Raw genomic sequence first — 16,410 nt, 5'->3', positions numbered from 1 at the left:
GGGATAGGAGTAACGGCGGTGTGGCCCCGCCATCGGCCTGTCATGCCGACAGGCCGTGAACCAGCAAATATCCCAACCCAGCGGTGTAGTGCCGTGGGAAGCCTCGCCGTTTACGGCGAGGAGGAGGTCACACGGTATCGTAGTATACGTCTGGCAGCCATACTGACCACCCACAACGTACGGGCCAAACTGTTAAACTGCCACTACGCGAAGAAGAGAACCTCTCGCCGGCTGAATACTGCTGAATCCAATATCACTTCGATTTTTAATATTCAGACATTAGTAACAAATTGCGGTGTCAAGGCACACGACGAGTACTCCGCGCTCTCGTTATTGCTGTTCTCTCACAGATCAGATTCCAATTCAACCTGTCTGTCCTTGAGCCGATTTTCGGTTCGTGGAGACAACTGTCGAGTGGTTCGACAGTCGAAGTAGCGCCTGCCGAACCCAACCGTGAGCAGGCAGTCGCGACGGAGCATTCATTCGTTCAGTCCATCGTTACGGAAGTGCGAAAAGAAAGCCCCGCCCTGAAGGCGGGGATGAATCTAACAGTCGATGACACAACCTACTGATGATAGCACGGCCTGATATTCTCGTTTCGACCGCCTCAGCGGCGATACCGGTCGTATCGGGTTAGATTTTCTGGAGCGAGAGGCGATACCCGAATCGGCGATGAGGCTCGGGATCCGGCTCCACTTGGCTGGCTTATCACCCGATCTGGGCGTCACGGAGACGGAGATACCCGATCGTAACAGGAACCAAGATCCAGGCCAACAGGACGAGAACCGGCAGCCAGACCGACGCGAACGGGTCCGTTCCGAAGAGCTGCCCCCCAACAGTGTTCCGATAGGCAGCCCTCGCGGCGCGGTTGGGCGGGAACAGCCCGACTAATTTCATCCACGCCGGCGCGCTGCCCTCGGTCATCAGACCCAGTTCGACGGCGCCGTACTGGATGGCACTCTGGATGAGGTTCCACAACGCGACCAATATCATGTAGGCTCCGACGGCGACGGCGGTAGCACGACTGTCGCTCGAACTACCCGCGGAGATCCCCACTCCGATAGCGACGAACGCCACGCCCATGAGGCCGAGAAACCCGATAAATGCCGCCAGTAAACCGAATGTCCCACCCAGTATCGTGAGGACGACGAAACCGGTCACGAACCCGCTGATAAGCGTGGCGACGAGCATCAGGGCTGTCCGTCCGAGGAGTTTCCCGACGAGAACGTCCCGGCGTGACGGCGGCAAGCTCAGCAAGACTCGGAGCGACCCAGACTCCCGCTCGGCAGTGATTGCCCCTTTGGCGAGCACGAGCGCAACGATGGGTAGCATCGTCCCACCGAGTTGGAATGAGAGGGAGAACACCTCACCGGCTGGCATGTCGCTGGTCACTGCGAGGAGTGTCGTGATCCCGGCCGTCGACAGGAGGACGATTAAAGTGACCGCCCACAGAGCCTTCGAACGACTGGCGTCGGCCAAGTCTTTCCGGGCGATGGTGCGGACGCTCATTACGCGACACCACCCGGGACTACCGTCTCGGTCTGACTGTCCGTCGTGTCTTCACCGGTGTAGCTGGCGAACAGATCCTCGAGTGATGATTCCTCAATCCGCACGTCGGTGACCGTCGTTAGCTCGCGAACACGGTCGATGAACCGGAGTTTGGCCGCTGGTTCAACACAGGTCCCCCGAACGGTCTCGTCGTCTACATCGATGTCGCGTACATTCGGGATGTCGCCCAGATTGCGCTCCAGTTTGCGGTCCACGTCGAGTATCACTTGCGCGCCAGTGTCGAGCTGGCGTCTGAGGCGGCCGATACTGTCAATGGCAACGAGCTCTCCTTCATTCATGATGCCGACTCGGTCGGCAACGGCTTCGACCTGTTCGAGAATATGACTCGAGAAGAACACCGTCACGCCGCGATCGTTTTCCGCCCGAATGATATCTCTGAGTTCCCGGGCGCCGTTCGGGTCGAGACCGCTGGTCGGTTCGTCGAGGATGAGAAGATCAGGCGCACCGACAAGCGCCATCGCCAGGGCGAGTCGCTGGCTCATCCCCGTCGAATAGTCCCCGGCGGCCCGGTTCGCGTCTTCTTGTGAGAGACCGACCCGATCCAGTAGCTCGTCGGGGTCGTCGTCAGCGTCTTTCAGTTTGGCCGCGAGTTCCACGTGTCGCCGACCGCTCAGTCTGTCGTACAATCCGTAGTTCTCGGGAACGACGCCGATCCGGCTGTGGAGCGTTTCGCGGTCCTTCGAGACGTCTAGTCCAAGCATGGACGCACTTCCACTCGTCGGTCGCACGAAGTCCAACAGCAAGTTGATCGTGGTGGACTTTCCGGCCCCGTTCGGACCTAAAAACCCGAAGATTTCACCCGATTCAACGGTCAAATCAACACTATCGACAGCGGTCACGTCACCGAACCGTTTGCTCAATCCGTCTATTTCAATCGCGGGACCTGTCATTGCTATAACTTCATTGAACGCGGGAGACCTGTTAAACCGAAGGTCAGTGCTTCTAAGTCTGAAACTCTGCTTACAGCATCATCGCGGAATTCGCTGCTACATATCAGCCATTCACCATTGATTGACACACACTAAATGAAAACTACTCGTTTAATACCTCGACATCAAACTTTGAGCGCCAGCGATAACGCCGACCTGCCCAGATGAACGTATCTCGGGTAAAGCCATACACTCCTAGTGGGACGGCTGCGACAAGCGCCGGCACAGTGAGGAGTAGTGACGCTCGGCGAACGCTGAAGGCAGCATACACACCTGGTGTTACTGCGGTAAGCCCCCCTGCGAGTAACGGAAAGAATAGACACCCGACGAGAACGGCGGTCAACGCTCCGAACGAGAGCTTCGCGACTCCGGGATCGTGGGTTGCGAAAATTTTGTTGAACCGAACGTGTCGTTCGAGCGTCTGTCGAAGACTCCCACCCATTGGTACTTTGCGTACACGACGAACGGCCTGATAGCGGCTGTTCGAGGGCTGTCCCATCGCGACGAACAGGCCGGTGTCGGCGATGTGGAGCCGACTCACGCGTCGCCAGTTTCGTTGCCGTCGATGTCCAACTCATCGAGCCCCGTCCCTGCTTCCTCGGTGTCGTAGTGCTCGTGGACCACTGGCCTGAGCGCCTGCAAGATCATCTCCGCGGCTAGCGGTGAGATGTTCAGGTCTTCGGCCATCAGTCGGTGGGTCACTTCGCCGCGTTCACGGGCGACGGCGTAGGTGAGCGCGGTCGCGAGGCCGGCGACGCCGTGACGGTCGATGTAGATGTCGATATCCGCGTCCGTCTCACGGCGGCCGACGGCGTCGATCAGCGCCGGCGTGATCGTGTACTCGCGGTCACCGGCGGCCGTCGTCACTGTCAAGTCAATCTCCCGGACGGCGTACCGGCGTGGCTGCTCGTCGTCGGTGACGTCGACGACGCCGGCGTCGACGAGCCGGTTGACGTAGCTATAGGCCGTTCCCTGGGCAAGTTCGAGGTCGTCCATCACGTCTTGGACGGTCGCCTCCCGCTCCCGAGCGAGGTACGCGTATAGCTGAGCCAGTTGTGGCTCCTCAAGGAGGTCAGCGACCGAGAGGAAGTCCTGGACGATGTCGCCGTCGGCGCGATTTGAGGTACGTGACACGGGTGGTTCTTGATTACAGTTTACAGTGAAACAGTAAAGAGTGTTTGGGCCACTCCACCAGCGTCGCGACCAGATGCTCCTCGAGGTCCCGTGTCCAATACGTCGCGAGCCCGGATGGACTACAGCGGGCGCACTGTTGTAACGGGCCTTCCAGAAACCCGAGTTCGACCCGGAACCGGGCGAGTGCCGCGAGCGTGTCGACGACCAGCCCACAGTCGTCACAGACGAATTGATCGCGCCCCGACGACTATTGGAGAGACTGTAAGAGGGGAACTCGAGTGTTTGCTACTAGATACTCCCGCTGTCATTTCTACATTGTCTAATTAGTTGTACTGTATGATCATACTAACCAGTTGTACTGAACAGTACAACTAACCATACTAACTAATTTGTCTGACGCAAATTTATGACGAATGGGTCTAACAGGTAAAACATGCTCACGTACACGACATACAGCGAAGCCGGCGGCGTCGGGAAGACGACGCTCGCGTCGAATCTCGCTGACGCGCACGGCCAGCACGATCGCGATGTTCTCGTAATCGATCTTGACCCACAGAACGGCTCGTTAACGTACTTACTCGGCGTTGACGCTCCACGAGAAGATAGTAACGCAGACAACATCGCGCGCCACCTCATCGACCGACCAAAGGGCGCATTCGAGGACCTCATCCTTGAGACGCCATTTGGATTCGACCTTGTCCCCAGTCACAATATGCTAGAAAATCTCGCCGATCTCCTTGCTCGCGCTGCCTCAATGGCAGAAGACCTCGGCGAAGAGTTTGAGCGCCACGACCAACTACGACAAGTACTGCTCAACGCGGATATCCCCGAGAAGTACGATACGATCGTCGTCGATCCGCCGGCAACCGCTGGCCCCCATCTCTACAACGCCATTGGCGCAACCCGTTCGCTGGTGATCCCGCTGGAACCAACAGGGAAAGGGATGCAATCGATAGAGGGGCTACAAGATGTTGTTCAGGGCTTCGAAGAGACGGTGGGTGTCACCGTTGGCGTCCTTGCGGTTGTGCCGAACGGCGTTGGGCGGACGACGGACCAACAACGTTACCTGACGCGTATCCGCGAGCTGGGGTACGACGCGCCGGTCGCCATTGGTGAGCGATCGTCGCTCTTCGAAGGCTGTTGGGACAAGCAGACGACAGCATTCGCGTACGTCAATGAGTATCGATCTCGGAAACGCGATCATGAAATGGAGACGCTCGAGCAGTTACACGAGCTCGCCAGCCATCTTGAGGAGGTGAGTGCCTAATGCCGAACGGCATGAAGTCCGGGAGCGGCGATGATCCGTTCGCCGAGGATGACGATGTCGACGAGGAACCTGTCGACAATGTCGCAGATGCGGACACAGATGCTGGTGATCCGTTCGATGAGCAATCAACAACGCCAGAACCGGATCCGACGTCGACGACGCTACCAGGCATTCCTGATCATCCTGCTGACGAATCGTCTCGGCTGCCGTGGATCCACCGTCGCGATGGAGTGAAAGACGATCGGGACCACAAGACGATCCACTATACGGAACACACGGTAAAGAGGGAACGTCGGGAGCTCCGGCCTGCGCTTGAGGAACAACTTGGGGATGATGTCGAACTCACTGACGCCCGAGAGGCGGCATACCTCGTCGGAATGGACCATCTAGACGAGGTCGCCGACGTACTTCGAGAGTGGGGCTACGATATCGAGTGACCGGTATCGGTACGGCCCGTGCTATCCCTCAGAGGAACATCACCGAGCGCGCCCCAATTGGGGACGCCGAACAGTTCACCTCGCAGGGCTCACAAGGTGGAATGTCCCACCGGTGTGTCGTCGATCGGCTTGACAGCGAGCGTGTGCTCGGCGGACTGACAGTCCGAAAGGACGCGGGGCGCATGATCACGCCAGCGTATAGCGTCGGTGCCGCCGGAGCGCATAGCGGTAGGAACCATACGAAACGCCGCTCGTCAACAGCAGATACGTACCGAAGAGCACGCCGAATACAGGCGTCAACACGACGTTTCCGGTGACTGCGAACCACGTCACGAACAGCCCGAGAACCGTTCCGCCACCCACGACAAACAGGTACACCATCATGACGAGCGTCGACGGGACGACCGTTTCCGTCCCCCAGAACTCGCGCTCCTCGTAGATCGGGTACGCCGAGCCGATGCCGACCGCGAACATCGCCGCAGCGAGACACATCACAACTCCGACGGCGGCGGTCGCCACCGCCTGAAGCACCGTTATCCCGAAAAGGATCGAGACGAACGAGCTGAGAACGGCGACCGGCACTCCAATCGCAACGCCGGCGAGGAGCCGTCCACGGACGAGAGCCGCGGATGATGTCTCGGTGAGAAGGAGGAACGGTAGTTGCGGCCGCTCGTCACCGAGCGGGTTCAACCCGAAGGTAGCGCCTGAGAGGTATGTCGCGAGAACGACGCCCCCCCCAGTGATGAGGGGTCCGAGGGCGTCGCCCGAAAACTCGAGAAACATCGTCCCGAACGGTGGGATAAAAAAGGCGGCAATCAGGAGATGACTCAACTCCGCCGGATCACGGCGACCGCGCACGAGAATCCCCCACGCGATACGACCGGGTTTAGTCCATGCGAACGGTCGTGGGCCAGAGAATCCGCCGCTCGATCGCCGCACCTGCGTCGACGCGTTGTTGCCGACCTGATCGGTAAACCAGAGCGTAGAAACCTGCCTGGTCGAGACGGCGAGACCGACCGGCGTGAGAGCGATTAACGCCGCCAGCACCGCCACCGCCTCCGGAGAGGTCGGTCTGGAGACCGGTGTTCCGACGAACGCGAGCGCAACGTATTCCACGAGGGGATCGAACGCTACTGTCGACAACAGCCGTTGCACTGAGAGGTCGGATTCGACGATGAACTGCCCGGCGAACTGTGACGCGACGACGAGTCCGACCATCGCGAGGATACCGACCGCTTTCAGGAGACGGCGAAGGCTGGGGAGTTTCCGCAGGAGTCGCAGCACAGCAATTCCCCCGGCGTACCCCCAGACGGCGGCACAGCAAACGAGCGGCAGCGCGACCGCCCCGCCCGAAGCAACGAGCAGCGGCGAGCCCATTCCGAGTGCGAATGTGACCACCACTGCCCCGACCGGGATCCCGAACCACAGGGAGAGCCGTCCCACCTCCGCTGTGATAAGCCCGATAACGACTGCTCGCGGGTGAACCGCCAGCAGGACGAAATCCGCACCGTCGATATGTCCGAGCCGTTCGAGGGTCCGAAACACCGATATCGACAGGAGACTGAGAGGAACGAGCGTCGCAGCGGGCGCGAAGAACGGGACCGCCGTCACGGAGCGCGCGGTTTGCCCAAGCACATACGCTGTCGGCAGCGCGAACAGGAGCGCGCCGCCGAAGAACAGCGCCGTGAGCAGGAGTCCAAGGACTCGACGGGGGTTTCCGAGGTACCCACGGAGGCTTCGGACGAACTCCGCCCGCCCAATTCGGAGCCCGTGGCGAACGTCCTGTCGGACGCTCATTCTCTCCGAGAGGCCGCGTCCGTTTCGGGTTCGCTCGTGACGGCGAGGAACGCGTCTTCCAGGGATCCACTCTCGCCAGTCTCCGCACGGGCCTGTACTTCGGTGGGCGTCCCCTCGGTGACGAGTCTCCCGTCAAACAACACCCCGACCTCGTCAGCGACGGCTTCGACCACCGGAAGAATGTGTGTTGAGAGGAACACCGTGGTTCCTGCGTCGGCGAACGCGGTGATCGATTCTCGGATGGTGCGCGCCGCTCGGGGGTCAAGCCCCGATGTCGGTTCGTCTAAATACAGGACGTCCGGTTCGTGTAGGACGCTCTGTATGAACGCGGTCTTCTGTTTCATTCCCTTCGAATACCCGTCGATCCGCCTGTCTGCGTCACCAGCTAACCCGAATTGGTCGAGGTACTCGCCGATGCGCTCTCGGGCAACGGACCGCGAAATGTCGCGAAGGTCGGCGACGTATTCGAGCTGTTCGCGGGCGCTGAACTCGTCGTACAGCGGCGGCGTCTCAGGGAGATAGCCGACCCGACCGGCGATCGCACGCCGGTCGCTCGGGTCGACGCCACAGACGCGTACCGATCCGCTGTCCGGATCGCTGAGACCGGTAAGGAGCCGCATCGTCGTCGTCTTCCCCGCACCGTTCGGGCCGAGAAAGCCGTAGACGGTCCCGTGCGGGATGTCGAGTGTGAGACTGCCGAGAGCGACTTCTGAGCCGTAGCTCTTCCGGAGATCGGTCGCCAGAATGGCGGATTCGTCGTGGGTGGAGGGCATACGTAACGGATGTCATTTCCCGAACCGGTCGTCTATGCGTTTCGGAATCATCTTCGGGTCACACGTACGGGAGTGGTGCCGCATGGGTAGATAGCGACGCGAATAGACAGCGTGATCGCTCCGCCGAACTCTCATTTTGTATAGCGATATATGATACATTACTCTTGAGCATTCTCTGTCCGATAAGTTGCTTATTTCGCGTGTCTCCAACGGACACGCGCATAACCAATACTATTATACTACTGTCAAATAGACGCTACCCCATGAGATCACCACGCTTAGAATTACTACAGGGGGCAGCACGCGGGGTTCTCCCCCGGGATCTCCGTGAGTGAGCAAACCTACAATTGGTCAAGGAAATCACTCGACGAACTCGGCGATTTCTACGAGCGCGAAATCGCTCCTGAACGCCGGCAAGACGGATACGATCCAAACGAGATCCCCTCCTACCAGTGGCTCGTTGACCACGGCTTTAGCGGTCTCCAGTACACCGTTCGGGAACATCATGAAATGACACTCACCGAGTTCTTCGAACAGGCTGTTGGACTTGGTGACGACACCCCACCGGAGACTCGATCGTGGCCAATCGATAACGAGCAGATGATCGAGTACCTCGAACAGTACTTCCGGTCACAACAACGGGGGTCGGCTGCGGAGACCACCCTCCAGTCAAAGCGCTCGCGACTCGGTCAGTTCCTTCGCCATTACGATGACCTCCACGGGACGGCCGCCATCGTCTCTCGTATCACCGATGTCGCTGACCAACCTGAAGAGATTCAGCGCGTCACAGCGGTCTTCGATGTCCTTGATGAAGAGCTCGAGAGTAATGATTCGAAGCGTCGGTACCGGTCTGATATTGACGATCTCTACAGTTGGCTCGTCGATCGCGGCTATGGTGCGTTCAACCCTGTTCGATACGACCACGAGTGGGACGTTGCTAAGCGCGATAACCCCGCGCTTGCGCCCGCACAGGTTGGATCTCTTGCGGCTGCGGCTGAGAACATCGAAGAGCGATTGATCGTCTTAGGGCTGTGCGCCTGGGGCTTGCGACGGAGTGAATTAGCAACCCTCCACGTCGAGAATGTTGAACTCCAAACTGAGTCACCGTATCTCTCCTTCGACACGCGGAAGAATGGTCCCGGAACAGTGGCATTGATCTACGGCCAAGATGCCCTTGCGGACCGGATCTCACAGCTGTCGGATCGGCAGGGATGGGATGGCTATCTGTTCCCCTCGCCAGACGCTCGACGTGATCATGTGACCGGCGAGACGCTCAACCGGCGGTTCAAGTCGATCGCCACGCGTGCGGATGTGCGAGTTCGCGGTGAGCTTCCGACTTCGAAGATGGGACGTCGGTTTTGGTACAGCGCGTACGCTGACGCCGTCGAGATGGTGATAGAGCGCCTCCAGAGTGTCGCTCACGAACAGGGCAGCAGCGATCCGATGGTCGTGTTTCGGAACTATCTCTCCGAAGAGAAGCGTCGTGAGTATCTTCGCGACGCAATGTATGAGCGGCTTGCTGAGGCGTTCGAGGACGCTGCTACCCAATAGTCTGGAGTCACAATCTCCTACAGAAGAGCGTCGGACATAGATCACTCAGAAAATCAGTCGCTTCATCCTTCAATTCTAATCTGAACAGTGCGCCGGTATTCCCCCCCCCAAAAGACTCATTTAACCCGGTTGTGTCGAATTTTTTATCGTGGGTCAAGAAGACAATCATCCGAAAGACAGCCCTCCATCACCTGGAGGACCGACCGATCCAGACGAACCTTCTGAGGGACAGGAATCTCGCTTTAATGAGACTTCCGACAGTATTGTCGACAGCAGCTCATCGGCACCAGATGAAGAGACAAATGAACTATCCAACAAGCAGGAAGGTGCTCCCACTCCAGAGGTAGATCAAGGCGGCTTTGACCTCTTCGAAACCGGCCCTGATGAGGAATATGATGAAGACGATCTCAACATTCCTGCGGATTACGAATCCACAGTTGACCCGTCACTAAGCGGGACGCTAGACGCTGATGAGGCAGAGAACTTCATTGAAGAGATCCAGTCTGGACAAGAATACATTCGGATCACGCCTGTACGCGAGGAGGTAAACTCAGAGACCGTCACACGGGAGCTGTACGGACTCCATCGATCTGGCAACGGACGGAAGCTCCCACTCGATATGGATCTCCATATTCCCGGCATCGAATCCTCCCCTAACTTTGAGTTCATCATCTACAAGCCGGAGGATGAAGCTCAGTTCAAGTTTTTCATCGGACCGGGAGAGTACGGAGATGTCACCTGTGACCGTCTCGAAAGTACAACACGATCGCAGTATCCAGAGGACTTCGAGTTCGGTCGAGAAAACTTCGACATCACGGACATCTTCGATGACGTTCCTGATATGGTTCGTTGGGAAGGCGTCGAAGAAAAACGACGGGACTGGATGACGACGCTCTCGTCGTTCGACAACGAAGCGATTGAACGCTCACCACTCTCCAATCTCCTCGAAACCATCATCCAATCAGACGGCGCAGTCCTCTTTCAGGCAGTCTTCGGGCCACGCGCAGACTGGTCTCCGAAGGCCGAACGGCAGAAAGGAAACCTCAAGCAAGGCGTCCACACGACCGGCGGGCTCTTCCTTCGGACTCTTCTCGACGGGGTCCTCGGCGTCTCTGATGAGGAAAAACAGGAGCGCCACCGGAGCGACACGCCCCACGAAATCGGCGGCTCAATCCACGACTCACAGACCGCAGGCTACCGCTCAGGCACGGGACGGATGGGTCAGATCGACCTGAAAGATCCATCTCACACCTATAACGTCACCCTCCGAGCGGCCACCTCAGACACCGAGTGTGCCCGGAATCTCCAAGATTCACTCAACCAGCTCAGTGGGAAGTTCTACTCCATCGAGGGGAACTACCTCGGTACGAACGAACCTGAGTATAAGCGGATGCTCAGCCACGGCATCACCTACCCGAACGGGTTCGAATCCTTGACACGCCGAAAGCCGATCTTCGTCTGTAACATCAACGAGCTCTCAAACTTCATCACAGTTCCGTCAATCGACACGCTGCCGAAAGCGAGCCGAGGTGGGACCGGTGGGAGACCGACGGCGCAGTCGCCGCTCACCTCACCGAACGAAGAAGTATTCAAAGAGTTCTCGACCGGCATGACGATCGGTCACGCCGTCACCGCACTCCGAGATGACTCCGAGGAGCCAGACAAGATCAGCACCATCGAGAGCAAAAACGAGTGGTGGGACCACCTCGCGAAGCGGGAAGCATTGTCGCTGTCAGCAGACCATCTCACCCAGCACTACATCCGTGCGGCGACCACTGGGAGCGGGAAGACAGTCGCGACACTCAACGACATGCTCACCTCCCACCACAATCTCGAGGGGCCGACAATCCTCATCGATCCCAAGGACGGCGAGATGTGTGAGAACTATCTGCGGTGTCACCGGACGTTGTTCGGAAACCTCGCGGACGTCGAATACATCCAGATTCCGGAGGCGGACGGCAAGGTCCCAGGGATGCCATTCTTTGATCTCCGACCACTCACAGAGGGTGCGGGACGGACCCGAGAGACAGCCAAACAGGACATCATCGACCATTACTTCCAAGTTCTCTAGCACGAGTCAAGACATACGCAATCTATAGACATCTCTGCTCTGTTGAATCTGACGACGGCGGCCGGATCAGCGGACTAGCATCCAGCGTTCGAGCAGGAGTCAGCGACAGATAGTTGGTCTGATACGGTTTTCACTCTCCAAAATCACCCCATTGTTCGAAGTTTGCGGGTGAGAATCCGTCACTTCCAGAGTTTTGACGACCGTGTATTCAGACCCGATCCACACGCTGTCTGCGGATTCAACAGAGCAGAATGGGCGTATAGTTTTGGAGATCTATCGGTCAGAACCGTGTCCAAGATAAGCCACACCGAAGAACGTGGGTGCCTTCATCGGATCATCACTGTCTGACTGTGGATTTGTTACCGTCGTCGTCTCGCATTAGTTATGGTGAAGGTTTATCACCGCGGCCGGTAGTAGTAGTAAGTGAGCGCTGCGCGCCAGCGTGTTGAGCCCGTTCGACCATGTCCCTCGACGGACGTGGGGGCGGGAAATGGCGCTATTCCAACTTCAGCAGTTACAACTCTCGGAGTTTCTCAGCGAGGTCATCGTAGCCGTTCCGCTGGAGAGCGTTGACCACCCGCGTAACGGAGTCTGACATCGGCTCGTCCACACCCTCATGCGGCATGACGGCACCCTCGTACCAGCAATTGACTCGCTCTCGGACAGTGTTGCCTCGAAGCGCCGGGAGCGTCGGAGGGGTGTACTCAGGCGAGTTCCGATAGGTCGCGCTGATAGCCTGCCCCCAGTCCTGGCCACGATGGTGCTTCGCCCGTGGGGCCGGGATGACGAGCTCCCCTGCCCGCGGCATCGTGTCTGTGCTGTTAATCCGGTGGGCGAGGTGGTTCGAGACCAAGTCGGCGAGAAGTGCCGCCGGGTAGTAGAACTCCGACTTCTGGCAGTGAGCCACCAGCGGGCGATCGTCTCGCAGCCCTCCGAGTGCGGCGACGAACGGTTTGGCCTGCTGTTCGTTCCCATCGACGATTACCGCGGGGGGCTCGGCGACCGTGTTCAAGATGTCGTGGACGTGGATCGCGGAGTGGACCGCTTCGACCTGCTGGGTGTCCTCGTTCCCATCCAGGCTCTGGCGGTGGGAGAACACACGGATGTGCTCCGGAAATTCCTGCAGGACGGCTTCGGTGAAGTCTCGGCGGACGGCGTGTTCGTAGTCGTTCGCCTTGTTGTAGAACGGTTTGAATTCGATGCCACTCCCGTGGTCGTAGATCGCCTCCAGAATCGCCGGTTCGAGCTCCCGGGAGGCATACACGGCTGCCGTCACCGTCGTATCACCGACAGTGCTCGCGTCCATCGTCACAGACGTCGAGTAGGTGTCTGACTCGGTACGGAAGGGAAGGAGCGCCATTAGTGATTCAGTTGGTGCTGTATTCAGCCAGGTGGGCCTTCACATAAGTGTGTGTAGATTCCGCCATCATGCCTCCTCGAAATCGAGTTTCTCCTTCGCCGACCGGACCCGGTCGCTGACTGTCTGCGGGCTGGCCTTCCGATCATCAGCCCACGAAGACTGCCGAGTCGAGTAGAGCGTCTGCGTCATCCAGTAGTCCAAGGTCTCAGCGGGTGACTGGAGTTCGTTCGCCAGCACGGCGAGCTCGACCGCCGCAATCTGCCGGCCGATGTCGAGCGCGGTCAGCTCCTCTTGGTAGTCGTTGATCGCCCGCCAGCCGTCTTCGATCTTGAACTCCAAGTTGATGACGCACTTCCCATCCGCCCCGTAGACGAATCCCACATTCGCAAACCGTTCTCCGCCGATCCGGCGACGGGTGTGGATAGCGAAGTGAGGAACCGAGTCGTCTCGTACCTCCTCCAAAATGGGGTCGTCGTCGAACTTAGCCGCCAGGTCGCGGGCTTGGGTCCACGCACTCCAGAACTGCTCGTCCTCCTGGAAGATGGGGACGCCGTCGTCGCCCTCGGGCGCATACCGGCTGACCGGCGGAGTGTCGCACTCCAAGAGCTCAAGCCCGATCTCCCCGGCCTCACGGACCAGCTGAATTTTCTGATCTACTTCAGTCATACACGTAATATATAGCGGTAGGGGGATAAAAATTGGGTGTAAATACGCCTTTCACGTATCGACACCAGACGATTTGTGCGGGGATATATCGGGCCCAACGACGTACCCTCCGATGATGGCGAAAATCGTGCCCCCGACCATCCAACTACTCGGCGTGACTGGGTACTGAAGTTACGGGCGCTTCCAATAGGGATTAGTAGAGGTCTTGATGCTCTCTGAGCGCGTAGAGGTAGTATGACTCGTGAGGGTGCAAAGTTGGATGGTGTCGATCCGGAGCAGTTGCGCCAGCAACTGCGGAGGGAAACTGATGCGAAAGCGACCAAGCAACTGACGGTTGCGCTCCTCTACGATGCGGGCTTTTCTGCCTATGAAATTGAAAATCTGCTCGGTGTTCCTGCCCAAACTGGATACAATTGGTTGGAGGTAGTCGCCGAGCGCGACGTAACCGCGCTCGGCGACGCACCCAAGGCCGGGCGACCACCCCGGCTGTCCGCTGACCAGTGGACGGAACTGACGGCGACGCTACACGCGTCGCCGACAGAGGTCGGCTACGACGAGCTTGCGTGGTCACCTGAACTCCTCCGGTCGCACATCTTCGACACCTACGGCGTCGAGTACTCTCACGCGCACATGTACCGACTCCTCGAAAAGGCCGGGCTGTCACGGCAGACAGCCCGGCCGTACCACTACAAAGCCGATCCCGCTGAGAAAGCACGCTGGCGTGGTGAGTTCAAAAAAAGTGGTCGGCGCTGAAGGCTGACGGGTACACGATTGCGGTTATTGATCAGCATACGGAGGCGGTTTCGACGAATCAGAAACCGACGTGGTTTCCGGTGAACTCCCGCCCGAGACTGCCGGTCTCGGGCGGGCGAGCGGCGATCAATATGCTCGGTGTAGTTACTGACACTGGTGAGCACTTCGTCGCGCTGACGCCCGACTCGTTCACCGCTAAGGTCAGCAAGCACTTCTTGCGAGCGCTCCGTTATCGCTTCGGCAAGAAGCTCGTGATCGTCTTGGACAACGCGCCGTATTTCATCGCCAAGGATCTCAAGAAGCAGGCCGCTGGCGACGGCCTGCTTCTTGAATATCTACCACCGTATGCGCCTGAGCTGAATCCACTGGAGAACTGCTGGCTCCAGCTCAAAGCCGCTCGAAAGAACCTACTCTTTGAGACGATTGACGACGTGAAACGCTTCCTCACAGCAACAATCCCGAGACTCACTACACCAAAAGTGTATCACTACTTATGCTAATCCCTACAAGGCATCAAAGAGCGGTGACCTGGGGAATAGTGGTCACTCGGTGCCAGAACGAGAGGTTCTGTTTATCCATCATTCTGCCAAGCGGGGTACACTGAACTGCTCAGTTGAATCCAATGATGGCACGGGGATCACGATCTTTGAAGGACCGTTTACCAAAATTGAGGCGAGAATGCCCCTTCCTCCACGAGCGAGTATCGCGAGCGAGTAGGGAGGGGATGAATCGCCGCACACCAGTACAAACCATTAAATCGACATATCTCTAATCAAGAGACAGCGATGGAGTACAGTCACCGCTACCACGCCTACCCAACACAAGAGGTAGCGGAGCGGCTTGATTACCACATCGACGTTCATCGTCAAGCGTACAACTACACCCTGTACGAGTACGAAAACACAGACGCCGACGACATCGGCTCTGCGTACAAGCACCACTCTCGACTTCCCGACTGGAAAGACGAGTTTTCCATCTTCTCAGACGTCAATTCGAAGGCTCTCCAACGAACCGTCACTCGGTTTTATCAGAACCTCACCGGACTCTCCGAACAGAAACAGAACGGGAACACGGTCGGGAAGCTCACGTGGAAATCACCCAGAGACTACCAGAGCATGACGTACTCGCAGTCCGGCTTCGAGCTCAAAAACACGAGTGGCCGCACCGCGACACTCTGGCTCTCCAAAATCGGAGATATCGAGATTCGCTACCATCGCGAAATCCCCGACGAAGCAACCATCAAAGAAGTCACGGTGAAACAGGAAACGACCGGCGAGTGGTTCGTCTCCTTCGGCCTCGAAACTGACACGGCAGATCTGCCTGGAAAACCCGACGTGGAGACGCTCGATACGAGCAACAGTATCGGAATTGACCTCGGCATTCTGAACTACATCCACACGTCGGACGGCAACACCGTGGACTGGCTTGAGTTGGAAGACGAGTACGATCGTCTCCGTCGAGAGCAGCGAAAGCTCTCACGGAAGGAATACGGGTCAAACAACTACGAGAATCAGCGCCAAACAGTTGCGAAGGTCAAACGCCACATCCGTCAGAAGGTGCTGGACTACCAGCACAAGCTCACGGCGTGGCTCGTCACAGAGTACGATGCAGTGTTCGTAGAAGACCTGAACGTTACTGGGATGCTTCAAAGCGATGGGAACGCACGGAACAAGCAAGACGCTGCGTGGCGACAGTTCATCACCCTGCTCGAATACAAGGGTGAGCTGTACGGGACACACGTCGTACAAGTCGACGCAGCGGGAACGACAAAGGAGTGTGCGACGTGTGGTGTGGAAACAGCAAAACCCATCTGGGTACGAGACCACTCGTGTCCCAGTTGTGGATTTGAGTGTGACCGTGACGCGAACGCGGCGATAAACATCTTGCAGAGAGGGTTTTCTGAGCTAGGGCTGGGATGGCCCGAAGATACGTCTGTGGAGACTGCGCTCCCTACGGACACTATTTCGGTGTCTGCAAAGCGCGTCGTGGAAACAGGAAGCCCCACCCTCAACGAAGCCACGTATGTGGCTGAGTAGGGTGGGGTAGTTCACCTCGCTCTTCGTCGACGATGAATTGGATCGACCCACCAAGTGATCTCGATCC

At 58.1% G+C, this 16,410-nt stretch carries 14 protein-coding genes and 2 pseudogenes; 8 read left to right on the top strand and 8 right to left on the bottom strand.

Going from position 1 to position 16,410, the window contains the following annotated elements; translation table 11 throughout:
* Positions 1-627 precede the first annotated feature (627 nt).
* Positions 628-711, top strand: a pseudogene (locus F3H10_RS07375) (IS6 family transposase); the annotation flags it as partial.
* On the opposite strand, the gene F3H10_RS07370 reads toward F3H10_RS07375, so the two are convergent.
* The 4 genes and pseudogenes from F3H10_RS07370 to F3H10_RS16325 all read right to left on the bottom strand — a co-directional run.
* Positions 709-1,509, bottom strand: a complete 801-nt coding sequence (locus F3H10_RS07370) for an ABC transporter permease subunit (protein WP_149784132.1) — start codon at positions 1,507-1,509, stop codon at positions 709-711. The pseudogene F3H10_RS07375 and the gene F3H10_RS07370 sit on opposite strands and share 3 nt — an antisense overlap.
* Positions 1,509-2,459, bottom strand: a complete 951-nt coding sequence (locus F3H10_RS07365; RefSeq protein ID WP_149784131.1) for an ABC transporter ATP-binding protein — start codon at positions 2,457-2,459, stop codon at positions 1,509-1,511. Before F3H10_RS07365 ends, F3H10_RS07370 begins: the two co-directional genes overlap by 1 nt.
* Before the next feature lie 576 nt (positions 2,460-3,035).
* Positions 3,036-3,632, bottom strand: a complete 597-nt coding sequence (locus tag F3H10_RS07355) for a DUF7437 domain-containing protein (RefSeq protein ID WP_149784130.1) — start codon at positions 3,630-3,632, stop codon at positions 3,036-3,038.
* A gap of 13 nt (positions 3,633-3,645) precedes the next feature.
* Positions 3,646-3,867, bottom strand: a pseudogene (locus tag F3H10_RS16325) (DUF7558 family protein); the annotation flags it as partial.
* Positions 3,868-4,065: 198 nt separating this feature from the next.
* Here F3H10_RS16325 and F3H10_RS07345 point away from each other — a divergent pair.
* Both F3H10_RS07345 and F3H10_RS07340 read left to right on the top strand, forming a co-directional pair.
* Positions 4,066-4,899, top strand: coding sequence for a ParA family protein (locus tag F3H10_RS07345; protein WP_149784129.1), 834 nt, complete (start codon positions 4,066-4,068; stop codon positions 4,897-4,899).
* Complete coding sequence (locus F3H10_RS07340; protein WP_223174252.1) at positions 4,899-5,336, top strand: hypothetical protein; 438 nt, start codon at positions 4,899-4,901, stop codon at positions 5,334-5,336. The genes F3H10_RS07345 and F3H10_RS07340 overlap by 1 nt, the downstream gene beginning before the upstream one ends.
* 186 nt (positions 5,337-5,522) lie before the next feature.
* On the opposite strand, the gene F3H10_RS07335 is transcribed toward F3H10_RS07340, so the two are convergent.
* Both F3H10_RS07335 and F3H10_RS07330 read right to left on the bottom strand, forming a co-directional pair.
* A complete protein-coding gene (locus F3H10_RS07335; protein ID WP_149784128.1) occupies positions 5,523-7,133 on the bottom strand; it encodes a hypothetical protein in 1,611 nt (536 codons plus the stop codon).
* Positions 7,130-7,906: an ABC transporter ATP-binding protein gene (locus F3H10_RS07330; protein WP_149784127.1), complete on the bottom strand. Its 777-nt coding sequence runs from the start codon at positions 7,904-7,906 to the stop codon at positions 7,130-7,132. The genes F3H10_RS07335 and F3H10_RS07330 overlap by 4 nt, the downstream gene beginning before the upstream one ends.
* A gap of 327 nt (positions 7,907-8,233) precedes the next feature.
* On the opposite strand from F3H10_RS07330, the gene F3H10_RS07325 reads away from it, so the two are divergent.
* The gene (locus F3H10_RS07325; RefSeq protein ID WP_149784126.1) at positions 8,234-9,457 is read left to right on the top strand and encodes a tyrosine-type recombinase/integrase; all 1,224 of its coding nucleotides are present in this window, start codon (positions 8,234-8,236) and stop codon (positions 9,455-9,457) included.
* Positions 9,458-9,605: 148 nt separating this feature from the next.
* Entirely contained in the window at positions 9,606-11,528 is a 1,923-nt protein-coding gene (locus F3H10_RS16320; RefSeq protein WP_223174251.1) for a hypothetical protein, read from the top strand.
* Between the two features lie 514 nt (positions 11,529-12,042).
* Here the strand turns inward: F3H10_RS16320 and F3H10_RS07315 are convergent.
* The gene (locus F3H10_RS07315; protein WP_149784125.1) at positions 12,043-12,834 is read right to left on the bottom strand and encodes a hypothetical protein; all 792 of its coding nucleotides are present in this window, start codon (positions 12,832-12,834) and stop codon (positions 12,043-12,045) included.
* Positions 12,835-12,954: 120 nt separating this feature from the next.
* A complete protein-coding gene (locus F3H10_RS07310; protein ID WP_149784124.1) occupies positions 12,955-13,554 on the bottom strand; it encodes a hypothetical protein in 600 nt (199 codons plus the stop codon).
* Between the two features lie 234 nt (positions 13,555-13,788).
* Here F3H10_RS07310 and F3H10_RS07305 point away from each other — a divergent pair, with 234 nt between their 5' ends.
* The 3 genes from F3H10_RS07305 (at position 13,789) to F3H10_RS07295 (ending at position 16,343) form a co-directional block, all read left to right on the top strand.
* Positions 13,789-14,307 carry a winged helix-turn-helix domain-containing protein gene (locus F3H10_RS07305; RefSeq protein ID WP_149784123.1) on the top strand — a complete coding sequence of 173 codons (519 nt, stop codon included), beginning with the start codon at positions 13,789-13,791 and terminating at the stop codon, positions 14,305-14,307.
* Positions 14,304-14,807 (top strand): IS630 family transposase, encoded by a 504-nt coding sequence (locus tag F3H10_RS07300; RefSeq protein ID WP_149784122.1) that lies wholly within the window; start codon positions 14,304-14,306, stop codon positions 14,805-14,807. Before F3H10_RS07305 ends, F3H10_RS07300 begins: the two co-directional genes overlap by 4 nt.
* Positions 14,808-15,092: 285 nt before the next feature.
* Positions 15,093-16,343 (top strand): RNA-guided endonuclease InsQ/TnpB family protein, encoded by a 1,251-nt coding sequence (locus F3H10_RS07295; protein ID WP_149784121.1) that lies wholly within the window; start codon positions 15,093-15,095, stop codon positions 16,341-16,343.
* The last annotated feature ends 67 nt before the right edge of the window (positions 16,344-16,410 follow it).

Source organism: Halorubrum aquaticum (assembly GCF_900113615.1).
Lineage (GTDB): Archaea > Halobacteriota > Halobacteria > Halobacteriales > Haloferacaceae > Halorubrum > Halorubrum aquaticum.
Note: the sequence above shows the minus strand (reverse complement) of the source record. Positions and strands in the feature narration are given on the sequence as shown.